Raw genomic sequence first — 18,819 nt, 5'->3', positions numbered from 1 at the left:
TTACTCCTCACACTTTGATATGGCTGAATTGAAATTATCCAAAAATCCGGAATATTTTTTAAGGAAACGGTTTGAGAAATACACGCCCATATCCTTAGTATCTAACACTGATGAATTGAAGTAATCAGAAGGCAAGGAAGCTCTTTCTAGCTCTCTTTTAAAGACCAATTCATCTTCCAGAACAATGTCAATTTCTCTTTGTTTTAAAAGCTTTAGTAATACTTTAGCATCTCGAGGCTGCTTAACGACGTTAAATCCGTTACGTTTTAGCCAAAACCATTTGTTGGAACCAAATTTGGCAGAAAAGTTGAGGTTCAACTTTGACAATTCATCAATTTTCGGTTCAACACCAGGGCCAAAGTACCAACTGAGAGTTTGCTGCGCCAAAGGCTCTGATAATGTTGCATATTCGTCTCGCTCTGCCGTTTGAGTTGCGACGAAAAAGCCATGTTGACTGCCGCTATGTACACGAAGTTGGGCATCTGACCATGTGGTCATTGTCAGTTGATAAGGCTGTCCCATTTTCCCCAATGCACATTTCACTTTGTCCAATGCAATACCTTGCATCTGCGCATTTTCATAAGTCTGGTACGGTGGCCAGTCTTGTGTAGTAAGAAGTAAACGAGAAGGGCCAATCTTTAATTCTGCATTGGATGCAGCAGACCAAGAGGCAGATATCATTAGTGCCACAAAAGGTACGCTAGTCATTTTGACTCTATTTAACACCATTAGAGTTCCCTATAACTTCAGAAATTTTCAAAATCGACACTGGTGGATAATAATCTAGAGCTTTCGCTGCTTTAATATTGACGATATATGAATATTGGCTAAGAGATTCAATAGGGACCTCGTTAGCTGGCTGTCTGCCTTTCAAAATTCTTTCCGCTTTATAGCCAGCAAATTGCCCAACATTGTAATAACGGCTGACTATTCCGAATAACGCTTCATGAGTGCGAATTGGGCTCTCGGTAGCAGAGAATGTAGGAATGTCTTTATCATGCAACGCAGTTACTACTTCACCACCTTGGGCGATGATATAAGAATCCGGTGGTAAATAGGCTATATCAACTCCGTCTTGTTTCATAGCATTTACAGTGTTGTTAATAAGCTCGCTGTTTGATTTGTTTTTATCAATATTTAATGGGTACAAAATAACACGCTTGTTATAAGTTTCCGACAGTTCAAACATCTTATTTGCAGTAAGAATTGAATTATTTTCTTCTGCGTTATAGATAACCCCAACGGTAGAGGTGTTATTTAGCTTGTTAATGGCTTTAAACTGTATTTCATGCGGAACAATGTGGCTAACACCGGTGAAATTACGATCAGCATCATCAGATGATTTTATGAGCTTCGAACCTATAGGATCTGTGACAATACTAAATACAGTTGGAGTAGGGTTGCTCAGCCTGAACTCTGATGGATTCTCGAAAGTGCCAAGCAGTTGGCGCGTAATGGTAGTTCCAAAAGTGTAAATTAAGTCGGCTTGCTTATACTCCAAACTGTCTATGTGAGACTGGAGCGTAGCCTTGTCACGATTAGCATCGAGTAGGGTAAACCGAATGTTTTCATTCTGCTTCAAATAATCCATAAAGCCATTTTCAGCTTCGGTAACTCCCCGCCACAACAGTAAGATGACATGTTTTTCATCGCTTTCTTTCGCAAGACTGTGAGGAACGATTAACAAAAAACTAAGAATAAAAATGACGATTTTCATTGTTGAACTCCTAGTTTTTGTCTGTCGAATCGTAAAAAGAGAGAAAAAAACAGAATAAGGCTGAGCGAGCTAGCTAACAGAGCTGCGCCGAACACGATAATAGTTTGGTCGTAACCGAAAATACTGAGGCAAACACCTGCAAGCATTGGACCTGCTATGTTACCGATACGCTCAGTGAGCCTGAAAATACCGATGATTTTACCTTTTTCGATGCCTTGCCCTGATAGAAGGTCTATTACAAGGGGGATCTGTGGAGAAACGCAGATACCATGTGCGATGCCAACGATGATTACAATTAGAAGTAACCCTAAAGTACCTTGGAAGAAATAAAAGTTCAGTAGCGCTATTGCCGACAATATCCCCCCAATAAAGATAAATGCCATTTTGTTTTTGAGTTTATCAACCAGAATCGCACTTAATGGAGAAATCAGAATAATCGCAAGCCCATATGCCATGATCACTCGACCCGAGACTGAGCTGCTCTCTCCTAAAAATTGCAGGTAAACAGGGCAGATGTAATAGAGGAACCCTGTTAGCACTATCTTCGCTGGAATGGCGCTGAAGATAGTGATTAGAGCAAAGTATTTGTTGCTCAATAGCAATTTAAAATCACTAAATTTAACGGGCTTACTTGAATTGTTTGCGCTGGATTTTTCGAAGAATACTCGAACCAATAAAACACTAAATAAAGCGAGTAAACCGGCTAACAGGAAGGTTTCTGAATAGCCTAGCTTCTCTGCTAGTATTCCGCCAATTGCCGCGCCACACAGTGAACCTGAAAAGAAGGACGACAAAAACGTTGCCATGCCTTTGGTGCGATTGCTGTCATTGGTGGTATCTGACACATAGCCCTGCGCCGAAATGAACACAATACCGTAGCCGACGGCAGTAAAAGCACGAGCAATTAAAAGTAACTCTATTGACTGAACAAACGCTGTGGTGATGAGCCCGACACATGTGATGAGTCCGCCTGTCATTAATGAACGGCGACGCCCGACTTTATCTGACCAGTAGCCTGCAAACGGCAACGACACCGCCCAACACAGCATAAATAGAGAGATTGGTAAGCTGATAACTAAACTATCAGGTATCCAACCGTAGGTATTGTCTAACGACAGGACGTAAGTAGGGAAAAACGCCAAAGACGAAGCTTCAGAAAACACCAACAAGAACAACGGAAGTCTGATGAACCTAAAATCTTGCTTATCAATTGGTGACGATTTTTGTTCGGGTTTCAATTTACAAATAGCTTGATTCACAAGATTCAGTAACTTTCCTATCTCGTCGTGTGACGCTACTTTAGCTAAATGATTAACAACATCACGATTAACCAGCATGAAGACTTGTTTGACTTGGTTCCAAGGGGAAATAATCATGAAGTTACACATAAATAATATGATTTCTGCAACGACTAAGCATGAAGCGACAAGTACGGTAATCATGTCCATGACGCTTTCTTTTAATAAGTTGATAATTAGGTTGTTATCGGTAGTCACATTGAGCTGGATGCTGTTCTGCTCATTCAGGGCAAATTGAGCTTCGCGGGTAGCGGGGTGGTGAACCTCACTTTCCGGGTATCGGTATGAAATGCCTGATTGGCTTCGAAAGTCGATGGATAAAATTTCTTGGTGATGATCGACATAAAAAGCAAACTCTTGCTCTAAACCATTAAGTCGGTCTTCTGGGACACCTTGATTTAATAGTCGAGAAATCATTTGGTTAAGCGAATCTCCAATCAAATTGGATTTCTGCTCAAGTTTTACTTCGTAAATTTGAGAGAACTTATCTAGGGATTGGTAAGAAACCCCCAGATTAGCAATTATGGTAAGAAGAATTGCTAATGAAATAATAAAGATTGGAAAGTGCTTTGTTCTCAGCTTTTCAAACTTAGATGTATTTTGAGGTGACTGTAGCGCTTTGTGTGCTTGGTTGATGGCTGGGAATAACGACTCTTGACTATGCTCCTCACTCAAGATCTTTGTTGCGTGTTGAACGCGCCCAACAATCCCTTTAAGAATGAACTTCAAAGCGATAAATGCAATGATGCATGAAGCCAAAATCCAACCAATTGAGTAAAGCAATTGGAGCTGAAGTAGTAAAGATTTTTGTTGTTCTAGCGCTGTCGTTGAGTAGTAAAGCTTTATCTCACCTTCAAGTAGTCCAAATGAGTTAGTGATATGCAGTGAAAGTTGACGGCTGGTATTCGGCTCGGTAGCTCCAGTACTGAATAACGTGTCCCCAGTGTTGGAAATGACGGCAAGTGAAGTGATGCCATCAACGAGTTCTACGCGTCTTTCGAGCAGCGATTGGATATTAGAGATTGCAGACAATGGCAAACCCAGGCTGATCGCTTGTTTGATGTCATTGTGAGTTTCGTCGAGTACGATTTCGTAGATGGAATCTGACGTGTCAGTGAGCCTTTTTTCGAAATTGAAGTAATTCAAAGTGGCGTTAAGCGTAATAGAGAACAGCAAGACCGCCATGATCGCGAACATCAACTTAACCCGTAAGGACAAGTTGATAATAGAGCTTTTCGCTGCGTGTTGAATGGTCTTGCTGTTCATCTTAGTTTTTTACCTACTTAATCGTTAGCTCAAAGTCTTGGCTATTACTTGTCGCGGTTACGCTTACCTGAGAGATTGGCTCACTACGGCTCAATCTACCAATACATTCCTCAGCTAGTCGTGGCATCAAAGAACGGTTAATGATTTGTTCTACCGCACGTCCACCCGTTGTAGGATCCGTATTTCTATCAACAACGAACTGAACAAATGCTTCATCCCATGTGAATGATGCTTGGTATTGTTCTGCCAGTTTTTTCTTAATACGGTTAAGAGAGATTTCTGTGATCTTTGCAAGCTCATCATCATTTAGCGGGTAATATGGCACAATGGTCGTACGCCCTAGGAAAGCAGGCTTGAAGTATTGCTGTAAATCAGGACGAATAGCTTCAAGAAGTTCATCGTTTTCGATTCGCTCAGATGACTCCGCACATACGTCACAAATTGCTTGGTCAGCAGCGTTTGAAGTCATAATAATGATGGTGTTCTTAAAATCGACGGTACGGCCTTCACTGTCTTTAATATGGCCTTTATCGAAAATTTGATAGAAGAGGTCGTGCACCCCTGGGTGCGCCTTTTCCATTTCATCAAGAAGAAGAACTGAGTATGGGTTGCGTCGAATGGCTTCAGTCAACACACCACCTTCACCGAAACCTACATAACCGGCTGGGGAGCCAAGAAGCATAGAGATCTTATGCTCTTCTTTGAACTCAGTCATGTTGATAACAGTTAAATCGTTGCTACCACCGTAAAGCTGCTCCGCAAGTGCCATCGCGGTTTCTGTTTTACCCACACCACTTGGGCCACACATTAGGAATACACCAATGGGTTTGCGGCTGTCTGTCAAGCCAGCGCGTGAGATACGAATGGCTTTCGCCAATTCGTTTTTCGCAACGTCTTGACCGATAACACGAGTATTAAGTTCGTCTTCTAAAGTCAGTAGCTTAGCAATTTCGTCACTCATCATGTTACCGACTGGAATACCAGTCCAGTTAGCAATGACTTGAGCGATGGTGTTGTTATCGACCATTGCATGCACCAGAGGCTCTTCGCCTTGCAAGGTTGCTAGTGACGTTCTCAGTTTATCCAATTGTTGTTGCTTGTCTTGTTCAACATTACCTTCTACTTGCTGTTCGGTAATTTGCTGCTGAACTTCTTTAATTTGGTCGACGAGCTCTACTTCTTTTTCCCAACGCTCGTAGTAGGCTTCTAAAGATTTTTGGTTAGCGTCAATTTCTTCTGCAAGTTCTTTGATCTCTTCAGCGCTATTCGAAAACAACGCATCTTCCTTTTCCAACGCGGCTTTTTCGTTTTCTTGATAACGAATGGTTTGCTCTAACGTTTCAAGTACTTCTGGTTTTGCACCTTGAGTCAGGGCAATTCGAGCACTCGCGGTATCGAGCAAGCTAATTGCTTTGTCAGGCAACTGACGGCTAGGTAGGTAGCGGATAGATAAATTAACCGCAGCTTCAATAGCGGACTCCGCAATAAATGCGCCATGGTGAGCTTGTAATGAAGCCGCTACACCACGTAGCATTTGCATCGCGTCTTCAGCGTTTGGCTCTTCGATTGTGACGACTTGGAATCGACGAGTTAACGCTGGATCTTTTTCAAAGTACTTTTTGTACTCTGCCCACGTTGTCGCAGCAATGGTTTTGAATTCGCCACGCGCTAGCGCTGGCTTCAAAAGGTTCGCGGCATCATTTTGACCAGCTGCGCCACCTGCACCAATCAAGGTGTGAGCTTCATCAATAAAGACAATAATTGGTTGCTCAGAACTTTTTACTTCATTGATGACATCTTTTAGACGGTTTTCGAATTCACCTTTAACACTTGCTCCAGCTTGAAGTAAGCCAAGATCTAGAGAGTGAATTTGTACCCCTTGAAGAGCGCTTGGTACTTCATCTGCGGCTATTCTAAGAGCTAAGCCTTCAACGACGGCTGTTTTACCCACGCCAGGCTCACCAACCATGATTGGGTTGTTCTGGCGTTTACGACAAAGAATATCTATGGCTTTACGAACTTCTGCGTTACGACCTGAAATTGGATCGATATTTCCATCTAAAGCTTGCTGAGTCAGGTTGACCGTGTATTTGCTAAGCGCATCGTTGCCTGCTGGTGTCGTATCGACACTACCGGCAGCGGCTCCTGCAGAAGAGCTACGTGCAATAGGGGTCTTTTTGATAAGCCCTTGAAGAGACTCTAATGAAATATTGTTTAGCGTTTCAAGTTGCAGTGTTGTTACACCAAGAACATTTTGCTGCATCAATGCTTGAATCAAATGTAAGCTGACAATTTCACCATGACCGTAATTCACGGATGCGATCATCCAAGCGTCTTTGATTAACTCAGTTAAACCGTGGCTTAATGTTGGTTGGCCTTCACTGCCTTTTTGCAACATTGAAATTTTCTTAGTCAGTTCATTTACGATCGCGTCTAGAGACAACTTTTGAGAATCGCAAAGTGAAAGGATTTTCGCATCTTTCTGTGAAATCAATTGGAGAATCCAATGTTCTATTTCGATGGCACCAACGCCTTGGTTCATTGCTGCGCCAGCAGAAACTTCAAGCGCTTGCTTGAGTTCAGGCGAAAGCTTTCCTACTAAGTTGGTGAGAGTTACTTGTGTCATAGTTTATTCCTTGTATCTCTGAAATCTACTTATGCCTTATTAGGGAACTACAAAAGCAAAATTTTTACGGTTTCTTCGGGGTTACGTTCAGGAGCAAGGCAATCCACTTCGCCTAAGCGAGCTGCAATGGACGCGCTGCCAGAGAGTCTAGGGCGCGCTAAGTATGAGCGCTTAACGTTTAGATATATAGAAACAGGGGTACTGTCCCTTAAATAATGTTGTGAGAGAGAAAGCATTGCCTCAGCGAGTTTTGAGTCATGCTGAATCTGGTCAAATTCAAGTTGGTTCTTTGGGGTAACAAAGATATGTAAGTTATTAAAATGAGCCAGACATGTCTTTCCGAGTAAAAAACCTTGTCCTAATCGGCTATTTGAATCACTAGTCGTTCCCAAACGAGTCAATGAATCTGTTGGCAGAAGCCGTCTTTCGTGTGTTTTACACTCGACGGTTACTGAATACGGGAAAAAATCATTGAGGATTTTTTTCAGTGTAGTTAGGCTTCTGCTCTGTTGATTGAGTAGCAAGGTGTATTGCAAGTACTTAGCATTCTTCTCGCTCAAAGCCGCAAAGTGATTGAGCAAAGCTGTTTTCTTCGGATTTTGTTCACTTTCGACCAATAACCATTTTTGCATATGAGCTCTGTAGGTGATCTCAAAGTGCCTTTGGTTAAATACATCTAAGAAGTCTTTTAGGGAATGATCTTCATTATGAAGGGCGCCGAGCAGCTCTTCATAAATGTAATTTGGAATCACTCCCTTCACGCCAGACAATGCTTGCTTTGCCAGCCTAATCTTGGCTTTATTCCCCTTTAACGAGAAGTATTGGATCTCTTGAGGATTACCCGTTGGCATTGCTTCCGCTTTCAATTCCAATTGAATCGGTTGAGAGCGTATAGCTTGCATTTTTTCAAGCAATCGCATGGCTTGCACGAATTCGTATCGTTCAGGTTGAGCCGCAAGATCTTGAATAAAGTGGCTCATAGACACCTCACTATCCAGCGTTCAATGGCAAAGTTTATAAGCATAGTTGGCTACCATGAATCTTAGGGTATTTTTTAACAATGCCATCACGACCGTAAACTTTGATTTTCAATTGAATGTAGCGATCGAAGCTACAGAACAATTGGAAAAAACGATTCAAAACATCGGCAAACGCTAAGTAGGGGCCAGTAGCATCTAAAGTGATTTCTACTTCTGTACCTGGCGAAAATACGTTTTTACCAAGTACACGAATTGCAGAAACTTGCGAATGAAACTCGACGGAGTGAATCATTTGGATTTCGGCGTTAGAAACCTGGCTTCGACTGCATAAATTTAGCATTTGCTTTAGGTCCGTTACGGGCCTTTCTGATTGCAGTAAAGACGAAAAGTTGGTGTTTAAAAGGCTAATAAACTCCCAGTGCATGTTTTGATCGACTTCACGTGGAATCGGCGCTGATGGTGGGTAGATAGGAGAAAACTCTCCAGGCAAATCAATGCTTTCTAAACATTCGAGATTCCCCTCCACGCCACACGCTTGCCTGCCGTTAGTACAAAGTAGGTGTGTGCCTAAAAGCTTGGTAAATTCCATATCCGATGGCTGAGACAGCGATAGCGCGATACTCATTTCGCCAAACAGGTTGTGTTTACTTTGCCAATAATCGAATCGCTGCTGCTGAGCGTATTTTTCTTGAAATAGCGGGACAAGAGGGATTTCACCATTTGGTGTTATCTCGTAAACATTTTGTATTTCAACAACTTCAATATTGTTATCGCTATGAGCATCTGCGTTTACGGGAACTGAAAGGGTTCGGTGGTCATAGCTAATGGGTTCACCCGTTTGCTCAAACAAGTTAACAGCAGGGATCACGTTTAGCTTGAATACATCTTTGTTGAACAGACGAATAAATTCAGAAGGAAGAGAAGACATAAATAGGTTGATAACTATCTCTGACTCTTTGAATTGTTTAGCAACGTCCGCAAATTGCTTTAGTCTGAAAAACTGGCGTTTCTCTTTAAAAAAGAAAAATTCGTTAATTAACTGATACCCAGTGAATTGGTTTCCATACTCTGGCAAAAACTTAAACTCAAGGTCACTAATACGATTCTTTAACTGCTGGCTTTCGAGCTTGAAATGGCGACTGCATTCTTTATCTGATACAGAAATCGACACCGTATTACTCAGTAGTAACTCGACCAAAGAATCGGCGTTATTTTCGAAGCCTTTGACGAAGAAGTCTAAGTCCTTGAGTTCCAAGTGGCTAAAGTGAACCTCTGGGTCACCAGTCGTGAGCGTCAGCTGTATAACTGCAGTACTCTGGTTCGCAGTTCTCGGGCGATTGAAGTTAAATGGTGCACTTAATGCTTTTATGCTCGCTAAGTTGAATGGGGCAATATTTAATTCATCTACCGTTCGAAATAAGCATTCTTGCTCATTACTTGAACCAGAGAATAGGGAGCCTTTGGGTAGTTGCGTTGGCTCTATTGGGCCTTCTTCTGTCGCTAGTTCGAGATAAGCGACACTAGGCACCATTTGGATATATGAAGGGTATAGAACACCAAGGATACCTTCGACTACCTCAGGCAGTTGTTCTGACAAGCGTTTTTCAACATTCGCATTAAGAAGTGCCACACCGTCCAAAAGGCGAGCCATGCTTGGATCTTCTATCTTGCCTTGATGGATCTTTAATTTTTCTGCATGTTCGGGGTAGTCTTGCCCAAATTGACCTAAAGAACGACGTACAAACGCCAGTTCTTGCTCGAAATATCGCATAATTGGATCAGTCATAGCTATCCTCTTCTAAAGATGTGGCCAAATCGATTAATGCGATTTTAGAATCAAAGATAAGCTCTTGTTCGCCATGAGAGGTCTTTACTTTGGCGATGATGTTGAATGACAAAGCGTTATCACCTTCTTTGCGTTCATTGAGTTCAACGGAAATTTGGTGAAGTCTTGGCTCGAAACTCTTTATCCAAGATTCTATGCGAACAGCTAATTGAGTACGCTCAAGCGTTGCACTGAGTAGCTGTATATCTTCAATGCCAAATTTAAGGTTAGAGCGGTTAATTTCTTGAAGGCGATCGTCAACATCAATAAGTGAGGCTTCCGCCTCCAATAATTTGGTTAAATGAAACTTGATGTCTTCGACTTCCGCATCTTGATACGGTTTCGAATCACTAATGAAAGTATTCCAAAAACTCATTAGGCGACCTCATTCAAGTCTGTTGTTAATACAACCTCGCCACTAAAGTGATCGAATTGATATTGAGGGACAATCCTCAACGTACAGGAAAAGCTCCCGGCTTGAGTTGAAGACTCGGTAACACTCACTTTAGCGAAGCTTAACGGGTACTTTGATAACGTTTCTTCATTCGCAAAGGAGACGTTACTCGAGAATTTTTCTATCCATTGGGTGAGGAAAAGTTCACATTCTGCAGCACTACTGAAGCTACCAATCATTTCTCGAACCTGAACTTTCAAGTTATGCGCAATACGGCACGACATCAGGGTGGTTTGAACCTGGGTCAGTACTTTATCGTTGTCACTATGGCCACATTGCCAAATAGAATTATTACCATTGAAATAAAACTTGGTGGTTAACGGGCTTTTGGTTAAAGGAATGAAACCACTTTGTGCATAAAAGTTGGAGAGTTGACCAAAAAGAGCCACGTCAACAACTGGCTTTTCTAAGTAGCTTTCAAAATAATGATTGGTCGGCAAATTAATTACCGCCCCCTGAAGCTTGTCGTTCCAACGAGATTTAAGAAACCCAAACCAATTAACACGTTGGAATTCGCGCATGATTGTGCCAACAAACGCCATGTTTGCTAGCCCCCAAGTTCCTTGGCCTTGTTCATTGTATACAAAACCAACTTTTCGGTTTTTATAGGCTTTTCTGACGCGGACTTGAGGTAATGCCATTCCTATAAAACGCGAGCTTGGTTTGTTTCTAAGTTCTTGCCACGCAACGAAATCAGGGCCCGTTAGGATTTTATTAATACGATCAGTGTCAGAAAGCCAATCGGCACCACTTTCACCAAAAAAATCAGAAACAGGGGAGAACAGCATAGGACATAAGGTTATTTCACCTAGTTTGCCGAGTAACTCTAAGGTGAATAGATCGTCGTAATCGGCATCAAAATCGATATCCATAGAGATGGCATGGCTGAAAGCAATGCAGCCAAAAGGGTGACCACCTAGCGTGTTCAGTTCATTGTTGCCAATTTTGTTATACAAGTCGCTAGATTTGCTTGAATAGGCTTGATTGACGTCACTCGATATTTCTTCCCAGGTCATATCCAATAGCTTTAGGTGAGTACGCTGATAGCTAATGGGTAACGATGACAGCTGTTTCAGGCTAAGCCAATTTCTTTCAAGTTTTTGGAACTCTTTGTCATGAATGATTTGATCGAGCTGTTCACTTAATGAGGTATCTATGGCTGCGATCAGCTTAGAAATGAGTGAGATTAGAGATGCTTTTGAGCGAAGCCCATCCTTATCTAACTGAGATAGTAGAGATAATGCCTCTTTTAGAAAGGCGTTATCTGTATTATCTAGGGTGTTGAATTCTTCTTGCCAGCTTGTATTTAACTTCATACAAAATTTATGGCCGGATTGCTCCGGCCAATTCCTATTAACCTGGGATTTTAGCAACCATTCGAACTGACGTAGTCAGCTCTTCAAGTTGTAACCAAGGTCTTAGGTGTGCAACAGCAGAATATGCACCAGGCTTACCCGGTTGTTCTACGACTTCAATGCGAGATTCGCATAGAGGCGTTTTAGCACGTTGCTCGTTACCAATCGCACCAGCGTTGGTGTATTGGTCAATCCAAAGTTGAAGTTCGCGTTGGATATCTGGAGCTTCTAGGTTTGAACCTAGCTTGTCACGGCCCATTACTTTCAAGTAGTGCGCAATGCGGCTACTTGCCATGATGTAAGGAAGACGTGCAGAGATTGCTGCGTTTGCCGTTGCATCAGGGTCAGTAAACGTTTTAGGTTTCTGAGTCGTTTGGCCACCGATAAATACGCCATAGTTGGAGTTTTTGTAGTGAACTAACGGTAGGAAACCTAGATCTGATAGCTCTTTTTCACGCTCATCAGTTAAGTTTACTTCAGTAGGACATTGTTGAAGTAGGTCGCCTGCTTCAGACTTGTAAGTTAGGTTAGGTAGGTTCTCTACTTTACCGCCATTATCAAGACCACGAATAGACGTACACCAGCCAGAAGCAGTGTAAGCTTGAGTCATTTTAAGACCTAGCTCATAAGCTGCGTTAGACCAAACTAGCTCATCGTTGCTGGTTGGTTTTGGGTTACCATCCATATCGGTACCTAGCTCTTCGTAGGCAAAGACATCAGTACTTAGACCTTTGTCACCGTATGGTAGGCGAGCAAGAGTACGAGGTAGGGTTAGCGTAACGTAGCGAGCATCATCACTTTCACGGAATGAGTTCCACGCAGCGTAAGCTGGAGAATCAAAACCTGCGGCTACAGGCTTACCTTCAGAGAATGTTTGGAAGTCATTGAATTCAAACATTTCAGCATTTGCTGCCGCTACGAACGGTGCGTGACATGCCGCTGCAACTTCACCCATGTAGCGAAGTAGGGCTACATCTTCGTCTTTTGCGCTGAACTCATAGTCACCGATGAATGTGCCGTAAGGTTCACCACCAGCTGTACCAAATTCATCTTGGTATACAGCATTGAATAGTGGGCTACGGTCAATTGCAGGTGCATCTTCAAATTGGTCAAGCAGCTCTTCTTGCGTGAAGTCCACCATTTTAATTTTCAGATCACGGCCAAGCTCGCTTTCTTTAACAAGCTTTTGCAAACCACGCCATGAGCCTTCAAGCTTCTGAAAATCGTCTTGCTGCATAACTTGAGATAGCTGCTTAGACAATTTCTTATCGATTTCAGAAATCGCATTTTCAATGGTTTTAGTTACGTTCTTATCCCACGTAACCGTACCCGAAAGAGCTTGCTCGGTAAGAACTGAAAATAGTTCTTTAGTTGTGTCTGCCGGAGTTTGAGTGGTAGCTTCAATCGCACGATCTAGAAAGCTAAGGGAACCTTCAGCTGCTTCTGGTTGTGCTTGATTTTCAGTTTCTGTGCTCATTACTCAGCTCCTTCTTCTTTAATGCCTAATTCATCAGAAAGGGCATTAATTGTGTCTGCACTTTGTAAAACTTCTTTGAGTAATTTTTCAAGGTCGCGTGAGCGATCGGCTTTTGAAAGAAGTACCTTCAGTTGATTACGGGTTTCAACAAGTTTTTTAAGCGGCTCTACCTGATCGATAATTGCCTCTGGCTCAAAATCTTTCATTGAATCGAATTTAAGGCTCGCTTCGAACTGACTGTCGTCTTCAGCTAGAACGTTATCTACTTTAAGAGATAGTTCTGGGCCAACACGTTTCATTACAGTGTCGAAGTTGTCTTTATCAACGTTATAGAAGGTACGATCTTCCACTTCTTCTTTGTCTTGCTTATGACCAGAGTAGTCACCAATCACCCCAACAACAAAAGGGAGCTCTTTGGTTTCTACAGCGCCATTAGTTTCAACGTCATAGGTAATACTTACGCGGTTCTTACTTACGCGTTTATGTTGGGAATTCAGTGCCACGGTAACTCTCCTTGATCAATTACTTAGCAGTAGAAGTGACTTTAGCTGTAGTAGCATCAAAACCAACTTCAGGGCCTTTTTCAATTTTTCCGCCTTCAGCTTCGATGTAGTACGCTTTCGAAATCTCAGTGTATGTTAGGCTGAATGATTCATTTGGAAGAGAACCATCTGTAGCAGACATGTTGTAGCTAGACATACGAGCTGCTTTTAGAGTTAAAATTAGGTATGGATCTGCACCAGAACCTTCACGGTTTGGTTTAGTCATTACTACTTCAACAGTTTTACCTTCACCACCTGGTGCGTATAAGAATGTTGTTAGGTGAGGAGAAGCGCCATCACAACCACGGGTCATGTTTACTTCGCCTAACGCAACCATACCTTGGTCGGCATTGTTTGCATTACCAACATCGATACCTACACCACGAACAGCGCTCCATGAAAGGCTATCAAGAGCAAAGAAACCATCTTTACCACCGATTTTTTCTACAGTTGCTGCACCTTTAGGTGTCGTACCATCAATTCTCATAAAAATAGAAGCCATTACTTTCTCCTTGCTCAACGCTTATATGTTTGTTACCACTCAAAATCTTGCAGGCTGCTTGATGATGAAGTGGAAGTTGGTTCAGATGTTTGAGGTGTCTCAGTTGTGCTATTTGAACTATCTGGAACTGGCGTTGGTGCCGCTGGCTCTTCAATAGTTGGTGCGACTGCAGGTTGGGCACCAGCAGCCAAAGTCGTAGGAATAGACTTACCCGAGAGATCGGTTTGATCGAGTTTATCCATTCCTGTCATTTGATTAATTTGAGCGATGACATTTGACTCTGCGCCAATCATCTCTTGTAGAAGTTCAGGGAAGCTCATGTAACCCCAACGAATTGAACGTTCAAGCAAAAATGCAATAGGGCTATGAGGTTCAGTTTCTTTGAAGTAATCGGCGATCTTCCTTATTTCTTGGAAGGCGTGGTCGCGATTCACGATGCCATTGATACTTGATACCGCATGAACAATAGTTTGAGCTTCGGTAGCAACCTGTCCTACTGTTGCGGTTTGTTCGGTCGCCGCCGAAGATGCTGGAACTGTGCTCTGTACGTTAGAAGCGTCAAATGACTGAGCGGCGGGCTGTTCGACAGAAGCCGGGGCCGATTGAGCTGACAGATCAATTAAATGGAAGTTTTCATCAACAGGCCAAGGCGCGAATTTGTCACCGACTAAAAAGTGAATCGCGTTAATCAAGTCTTTAACATTCGTTTTAATGTAGCTAAAGCTGATTACGGTAGCGCCAACAGCTTGGCATTTAGATGCTAAGTTCTTTTCTGCAATCTCTAATTCAGAATGAATAGAGACCAAATGTTCAAGTGTATCTTTCGTCGATTGGTCAAAGTCTTTCGCAGCATTTTCTTTTAGCTCTGCCATATTACCTTTACGCTCAGCTAGCAGGTAATCACCAAAAGTGATATCACCACAAAAGCTAAGCATTTGAAACGGTACATAAATAGACGTTGAATCAACCGACTCACCAACCAATTGTAATAGAGGTTTAGTTCTGAACTCGGCGACTTCTCTTGCGATACCAGCTTCATCCGATGCTTTGATTTTGTTTTCTGGAGGCATTGGGTTAAGCGTATTCCAGAATTTCTCAATGAATAAGTTGAGAGTAGGGATGGCCGCCGCAAGATTTTCGAAAGGGTTTGAAGTAAACAATTGACTGGTAAGGTACCAACCAAGGATTTCTAAGTCTTTGGATTTTGAAGCAAGAGTCTCTTCGGAAATTTGTTTTAGCTCGGTCCAGTTCTGAGAGTTGGTTTCAACTAAAACGAGATCAGAAGAAGCGTCTGGAGTTTCTACAAGTTGCCTAAACGAAGATTGAGCAGTGTTATATACATTTCTTAAACTGCGGTATGCGCTTCGATCAAGCTTTAAATAAGACCCAGATGGCTCTTCCTCTGAAATAGGGGCAAGTAAGTGATCGATATTCGTCATATGCGTCCTGTTTTAGTTGTACTTGTTATTTTTTTAGGTTTGCAATTTGGCATTAGATATAAATGACTTAAGTATCGTAAACACTTGTTAACATTTATTAATTCTAGAGCTTTTTTATGAAAAGTCTCATTCAAAATAATTATTTACTTAAAACTTTGAACTACATCTAAAAAACTGGACAGACATCACGTTTTATTGAAAGCTTGTGAAATGTAAGGTTTTTAGCCTCCAATCATTACAGTGGGCATTCCTAATACAATACTCCCCCCGTGACTAGTGGTATCTCCCATGCGAGCTGCTGGTTTGCTGTTTATGAGTACTGTAGCACTGCCCTTGATGATGCTATCAGGAGGCCCGACACATACGCACATGTCCCCCATGGTTGCCGCTGGCATATTGCCTATTAATACAGTTGGTGCGCCTGGGCCCGTAATCGGCCCTCCTACATGAGGAACCGGGGGAACTGCTGGGGTCTGCATTGGGCAGACGTGCATATCTGTTAATCTAGCCGCTAGTGTCATTACTCCTCCTTACCGGTGCTACCAGACGCGATCTCTAAAGCTATATTGATCGTTTGTTGATAGTAATCTTCGGTGCCTTCCCAGTTAGGTAAAGCGGCCGAATGATTTACAGAGCCTGCTACTGCTTTTGAATACAAGAAAGGGTCTGGCATCACATTGGGTAAATCTGGTGCGACGATACTGCCAGAGCCATTCCAAAATACGGCTTGAGCTAGCCAGGAAGGACCGCAATTTAGATTTAATCGATTAGCAAATAGCTCGCTCTTTCTACGATTTTCTTCAGATGGAGATTTAACCCAGTGTTTAGCCGTAGAGATGCATTGTTTTTGCATTGTCGACCACACATCTTTTCTGAGTTCCAAACTATGTGCCGCCCACCAAATAGCTTCTCTGACAGGTAATCCGTGCGCCAAAAGTTGCACAAGATCGAAATACAATTTGTTGTCGAGCAGTGCTTGGATGGAGTCTTGAACATTAAGCTCTTCAGTTATCAGTTCTTGAGCCTCATCAGAACTTGAGAAGCGATCCAATAATTGTCTGCCGGTTTTATAAGGAATTTTTTTATACATTATTTGTTTTCTAACCTTTAACGCTTCAATTAGTTGACTTTAACGATCGCGCCTTTCAATTCGCCTAGTACACCGCCATCAAATGTCCCTTTCAGGCCTGATTTGAATTCCGCACTTAGAGAGCCTTCTGCAGAAAGGGTGGTATCGGCTTTGATAGCCACGCTTAATCCCTTGATGCTGTTTGAGCTTGTCGCTTCAAGGGCTGTTGTCACTCCAGAGATTTTATTGGCGGATGTCGCTTTACTGGTCACATTCATGCCTTCTAACTTAAGAGCGCTGCTTGCTTTAATGTCGATGTTACTAGCTTCAATACTAATTGATGACGAAGACATAGTGATTTTGCTGGAGCCGACTTTGAGTTCAATCGAGTCATCCGCTTCGATAGAAATAGACTTACCTTTTTCACTGATTGCTTTGTCTGAGGTCAGTGAGTAGTTATCTTCTGTTGAAATAGTGACTTGCTTGGTTGTCTTCTGGAGAAGTTCACCTTTAATCGTCTCAGTGACGTTGTTCTCGACTTCAGTGGTTAGATCTTTTGCTGCGTGCACATAGATAAGTTCATTGTCCTTCTTATCATCGAAGTAAAGCTCATTCGCAAGCGTGTCTAACTTAGTACTGAACCCGGTTTTTGTTGTGTTGGCTTCTTTATATGGAGGAGCGTTTTTGCTGTTATAAACGCTGCCGGTAATGATTGGTTGGTCAGGGTCTCCGTCAATGAAGCTCACTAGCACTTCCTGCCCAGTTCTAGGGATAAACTGCGCCCCGTAACCACTTCCCGCCATCATCTGTGCGACTCTTACATAACAACTTGTTTTGTCGCCGGAAGCTTCGGTGTCCCAGTGAAATTGAATACGAACGCGACCTTGCTCATCTTGATTGATCTCGCCATCGGAAGTGCCTGCGACCACAGCACTTTGCAGGCCATGGATGCGAGCTTTAGACAGTGGTTGTGGGTAATGAGGTACAGAAGTGCTACAGAGTTCTAAACGGCTAATACAGCGATTGTCTGTGTCATAAGAAGTATGTAATTCAGTCACCAAGTAATCACCAAGTTGTGACTTATCTAGGTGACTAGCGAGAGAGAACCATGTACCGAGTTGAAATTCGTCGTGGTAAGCCTCTGCTTGGTAGCTTTGATATTGTTGCTCTAACTGTTCAATCCGGCGTTTAACTAAATTACTCGCCAAGTCTTCCATGCCACCTGTAATACCTAAGGTTGGATAGAATTGTTTGGCTAGCTTTGTGTTGTTACCAACGCTATGGGTCGATTTTTTCTCTTTACTGCTTACCAATTTGCTTTGCGAGTAGTCATAGCTGGCTAACTCGATGCTTGCGCCATGAAAGTCTCCTTTAGGCATCCATTTTTCAAGGAGGGGATAGTTACCTGACGGAACTTCAATCATGTCTAACTTGCTAGTAGAGGACTTTTCAAACGGGCTTTGTGCATCTTGTAACATCATTAAGTGTTCAGATTCAGAATGACTGAAGAAGTAATGAATCCCTTCTTCTGCAAGTAACCGAGTGACAAAATCAAAATCGCTTTCGTTATATTGCACACAATATTCGCGTTTAGATGAAGGCAGAGTGCCTGTTTTAAAAGCACCACTAAAGCCAGCTAGAGTGAAAATGTCTGACACAATATCTTTGGTAGATTGGCTCTGATACACACGGAACGAATGGGTGTGTTTTAGCAACCAGAACCAAGGTCTTATGGTGACGCGGTAACTGGAATATTGAAGATTACTGTCCATCCCCACCAATTGGACTTGAGTCACTATACCATTAAACGCGCGTGACAAAGTTAGGTTATCAGTGTCGTTAATATAGCGTTTAATCGATATTTTTTGACCTAGCTGTTCATCTATTTCAAAGTTCTTGGAAATGAGTGTTAATTCAATCTTGAAGGGACGGCTTAAGTATTCAGAGACCGTAAGCTCGCTGACAGCATGTTCATTACTGTTAGCGTCTTTGGCTACGATAGTGCTTGTTGCGGGAGAGAAATTATCCGTCATAGACTCGCCTAGCTCGCTTTGATGAATCGGAAAGAATTAGCTTGTATTAATCGCGCCGATTTCATTTGGTGTTAATGCTATGTATATAACTTTATAGCACAAGGTGAAATTTATTATATATACCATATAAAAGGCGTGAACTGTTTCTATTTTATGAATTTAACTGTGTGGGATTGGTGCCAAGATCGGAACAATTGGCTAACCTTTTGAAGCGAGGCTTAAATTACCATCACATT

At 42.3% G+C, this 18,819-nt stretch carries 15 protein-coding genes; all 15 read right to left on the bottom strand.

Going from position 1 to position 18,819, the window contains the following annotated elements; translation table 11 throughout:
- Window positions 1–681, bottom strand: a complete 681-nt coding sequence (locus ACHUFI_RS16795; protein WP_394251388.1) for an ABC transporter substrate-binding protein — start codon at window positions 679–681, stop codon at window positions 1–3.
- A 34-nt stretch (window positions 682–715) separates the two neighbouring features.
- Window positions 716–1,717 (bottom strand): ABC transporter substrate-binding protein, encoded by a 1,002-nt coding sequence (locus tag ACHUFI_RS16790; RefSeq protein ID WP_394251175.1) that lies wholly within the window; start codon window positions 1,715–1,717, stop codon window positions 716–718.
- Window positions 1,714–4,281 (bottom strand): MFS transporter, encoded by a 2,568-nt coding sequence (locus ACHUFI_RS16785; protein ID WP_394251173.1) that lies wholly within the window; start codon window positions 4,279–4,281, stop codon window positions 1,714–1,716. Before ACHUFI_RS16785 ends, ACHUFI_RS16790 begins: the two co-directional genes overlap by 4 nt.
- A gap of 13 nt (window positions 4,282–4,294) precedes the next feature.
- Window positions 4,295–6,907: a type VI secretion system ATPase TssH gene (tssH, locus tag ACHUFI_RS16780; protein WP_394251171.1), complete on the bottom strand. Its 2,613-nt coding sequence runs from the start codon at window positions 6,905–6,907 to the stop codon at window positions 4,295–4,297.
- A gap of 47 nt (window positions 6,908–6,954) precedes the next feature.
- A complete protein-coding gene (locus ACHUFI_RS16775; protein ID WP_394251169.1) occupies window positions 6,955–7,887 on the bottom strand; it encodes a type VI secretion system baseplate subunit TssG in 933 nt (310 codons plus the stop codon).
- Between the two features lie 34 nt (window positions 7,888–7,921).
- Entirely contained in the window at window positions 7,922–9,673 is a 1,752-nt protein-coding gene (gene tssF, locus ACHUFI_RS16770) for a type VI secretion system baseplate subunit TssF (protein WP_394251167.1), read from the bottom strand.
- Complete coding sequence (tssE, locus tag ACHUFI_RS16765) at window positions 9,666–10,088, bottom strand: type VI secretion system baseplate subunit TssE (RefSeq protein WP_394251165.1); 423 nt, start codon at window positions 10,086–10,088, stop codon at window positions 9,666–9,668. The genes tssF and tssE overlap by 8 nt, the downstream gene beginning before the upstream one ends.
- Window positions 10,088–11,482 (bottom strand): type VI secretion system contractile sheath domain-containing protein, encoded by a 1,395-nt coding sequence (locus ACHUFI_RS16760; protein ID WP_394251163.1) that lies wholly within the window; start codon window positions 11,480–11,482, stop codon window positions 10,088–10,090. The genes tssE and ACHUFI_RS16760 overlap by 1 nt, the downstream gene beginning before the upstream one ends.
- A 37-nt stretch (window positions 11,483–11,519) precedes the next feature.
- A complete protein-coding gene (tssC, locus tag ACHUFI_RS16755; protein WP_394251161.1) occupies window positions 11,520–12,998 on the bottom strand; it encodes a type VI secretion system contractile sheath large subunit in 1,479 nt (492 codons plus the stop codon).
- Window positions 12,998–13,501, bottom strand: coding sequence for a type VI secretion system contractile sheath small subunit (gene tssB / locus ACHUFI_RS16750; RefSeq protein WP_137358179.1), 504 nt, complete (start codon window positions 13,499–13,501; stop codon window positions 12,998–13,000). The genes tssC and tssB overlap by 1 nt, the downstream gene beginning before the upstream one ends.
- A gap of 19 nt (window positions 13,502–13,520) precedes the next feature.
- Complete coding sequence (locus tag ACHUFI_RS16745; protein WP_394251158.1) at window positions 13,521–14,042, bottom strand: Hcp family type VI secretion system effector; 522 nt, start codon at window positions 14,040–14,042, stop codon at window positions 13,521–13,523.
- 32 nt (window positions 14,043–14,074) lie between these two features.
- Window positions 14,075–15,481 (bottom strand): type VI secretion system protein TssA, encoded by a 1,407-nt coding sequence (locus tag ACHUFI_RS16740; RefSeq protein ID WP_394251156.1) that lies wholly within the window; start codon window positions 15,479–15,481, stop codon window positions 14,075–14,077.
- Window positions 15,482–15,702: 221 nt separating this feature from the next.
- Window positions 15,703–16,002, bottom strand: coding sequence for a PAAR domain-containing protein (locus ACHUFI_RS16735; RefSeq protein ID WP_394251154.1), 300 nt, complete (start codon window positions 16,000–16,002; stop codon window positions 15,703–15,705).
- Complete coding sequence (locus tag ACHUFI_RS16730; protein WP_394251153.1) at window positions 16,002–16,571, bottom strand: DUF6931 family protein; 570 nt, start codon at window positions 16,569–16,571, stop codon at window positions 16,002–16,004. Before ACHUFI_RS16730 ends, ACHUFI_RS16735 begins: the two co-directional genes overlap by 1 nt.
- A 29-nt stretch (window positions 16,572–16,600) precedes the next feature.
- Complete coding sequence (locus ACHUFI_RS16725; RefSeq protein WP_394251151.1) at window positions 16,601–18,583, bottom strand: type VI secretion system Vgr family protein; 1,983 nt, start codon at window positions 18,581–18,583, stop codon at window positions 16,601–16,603.
- Window positions 18,584–18,819: the final 236 nt, after the last annotated feature.

This window comes from Vibrio profundi, from assembly GCF_043642225.1.
Taxonomy (GTDB): Bacteria; Pseudomonadota; Gammaproteobacteria; order Enterobacterales; family Vibrionaceae; genus Vibrio; species Vibrio profundi_A.
The sequence above is the reverse complement of the archived record's forward strand: the minus strand, read 5'-3'. Positions and strand labels throughout refer to the sequence as shown.

Bases quoted from the DNA above. Each gene is read 5' to 3' on its own strand.
- ACHUFI_RS16775 (WP_394251169.1), bottom strand. From the start codon at position 7,887: ATGAGCCACTTTATTCAAGATCTTGCGGCTCAACCTGAACGATACGAA.
- tssC (WP_394251161.1), bottom strand. From the start codon at position 12,998: ATGAGCACAGAAACTGAAAATCAAGCACAACCAGAAGCAGCTGAAGGT.
- ACHUFI_RS16795 (WP_394251388.1), bottom strand. From the start codon at position 681: ATGATATCTGCCTCTTGGTCTGCTGCATCCAATGCAGAATTAAAGATT.
- tssF (WP_394251167.1), bottom strand. From the start codon at position 9,673: ATGACTGATCCAATTATGCGATATTTCGAGCAAGAACTGGCGTTTGTA.
- ACHUFI_RS16785 (WP_394251173.1), bottom strand. From the start codon at position 4,281: ATGAACAGCAAGACCATTCAACACGCAGCGAAAAGCTCTATTATCAAC.
- tssH (WP_394251171.1), bottom strand. From the start codon at position 6,907: ATGACACAAGTAACTCTCACCAACTTAGTAGGAAAGCTTTCGCCTGAA.
- ACHUFI_RS16760 (WP_394251163.1), bottom strand. From the start codon at position 11,482: ATGAAGTTAAATACAAGCTGGCAAGAAGAATTCAACACCCTAGATAAT.
- tssE (WP_394251165.1), bottom strand. From the start codon at position 10,088: ATGAGTTTTTGGAATACTTTCATTAGTGATTCGAAACCGTATCAAGAT.
- ACHUFI_RS16790 (WP_394251175.1), bottom strand. From the start codon at position 1,717: ATGAAAATCGTCATTTTTATTCTTAGTTTTTTGTTAATCGTTCCTCAC.
- ACHUFI_RS16735 (WP_394251154.1), bottom strand. From the start codon at position 16,002: ATGACACTAGCGGCTAGATTAACAGATATGCACGTCTGCCCAATGCAG.
- ACHUFI_RS16745 (WP_394251158.1), bottom strand. From the start codon at position 14,042: ATGGCTTCTATTTTTATGAGAATTGATGGTACGACACCTAAAGGTGCA.
- ACHUFI_RS16730 (WP_394251153.1), bottom strand. From the start codon at position 16,571: ATGTATAAAAAAATTCCTTATAAAACCGGCAGACAATTATTGGATCGC.
- ACHUFI_RS16740 (WP_394251156.1), bottom strand. From the start codon at position 15,481: ATGACGAATATCGATCACTTACTTGCCCCTATTTCAGAGGAAGAGCCA.
- ACHUFI_RS16725 (WP_394251151.1), bottom strand. From the start codon at position 18,583: ATGACGGATAATTTCTCTCCCGCAACAAGCACTATCGTAGCCAAAGAC.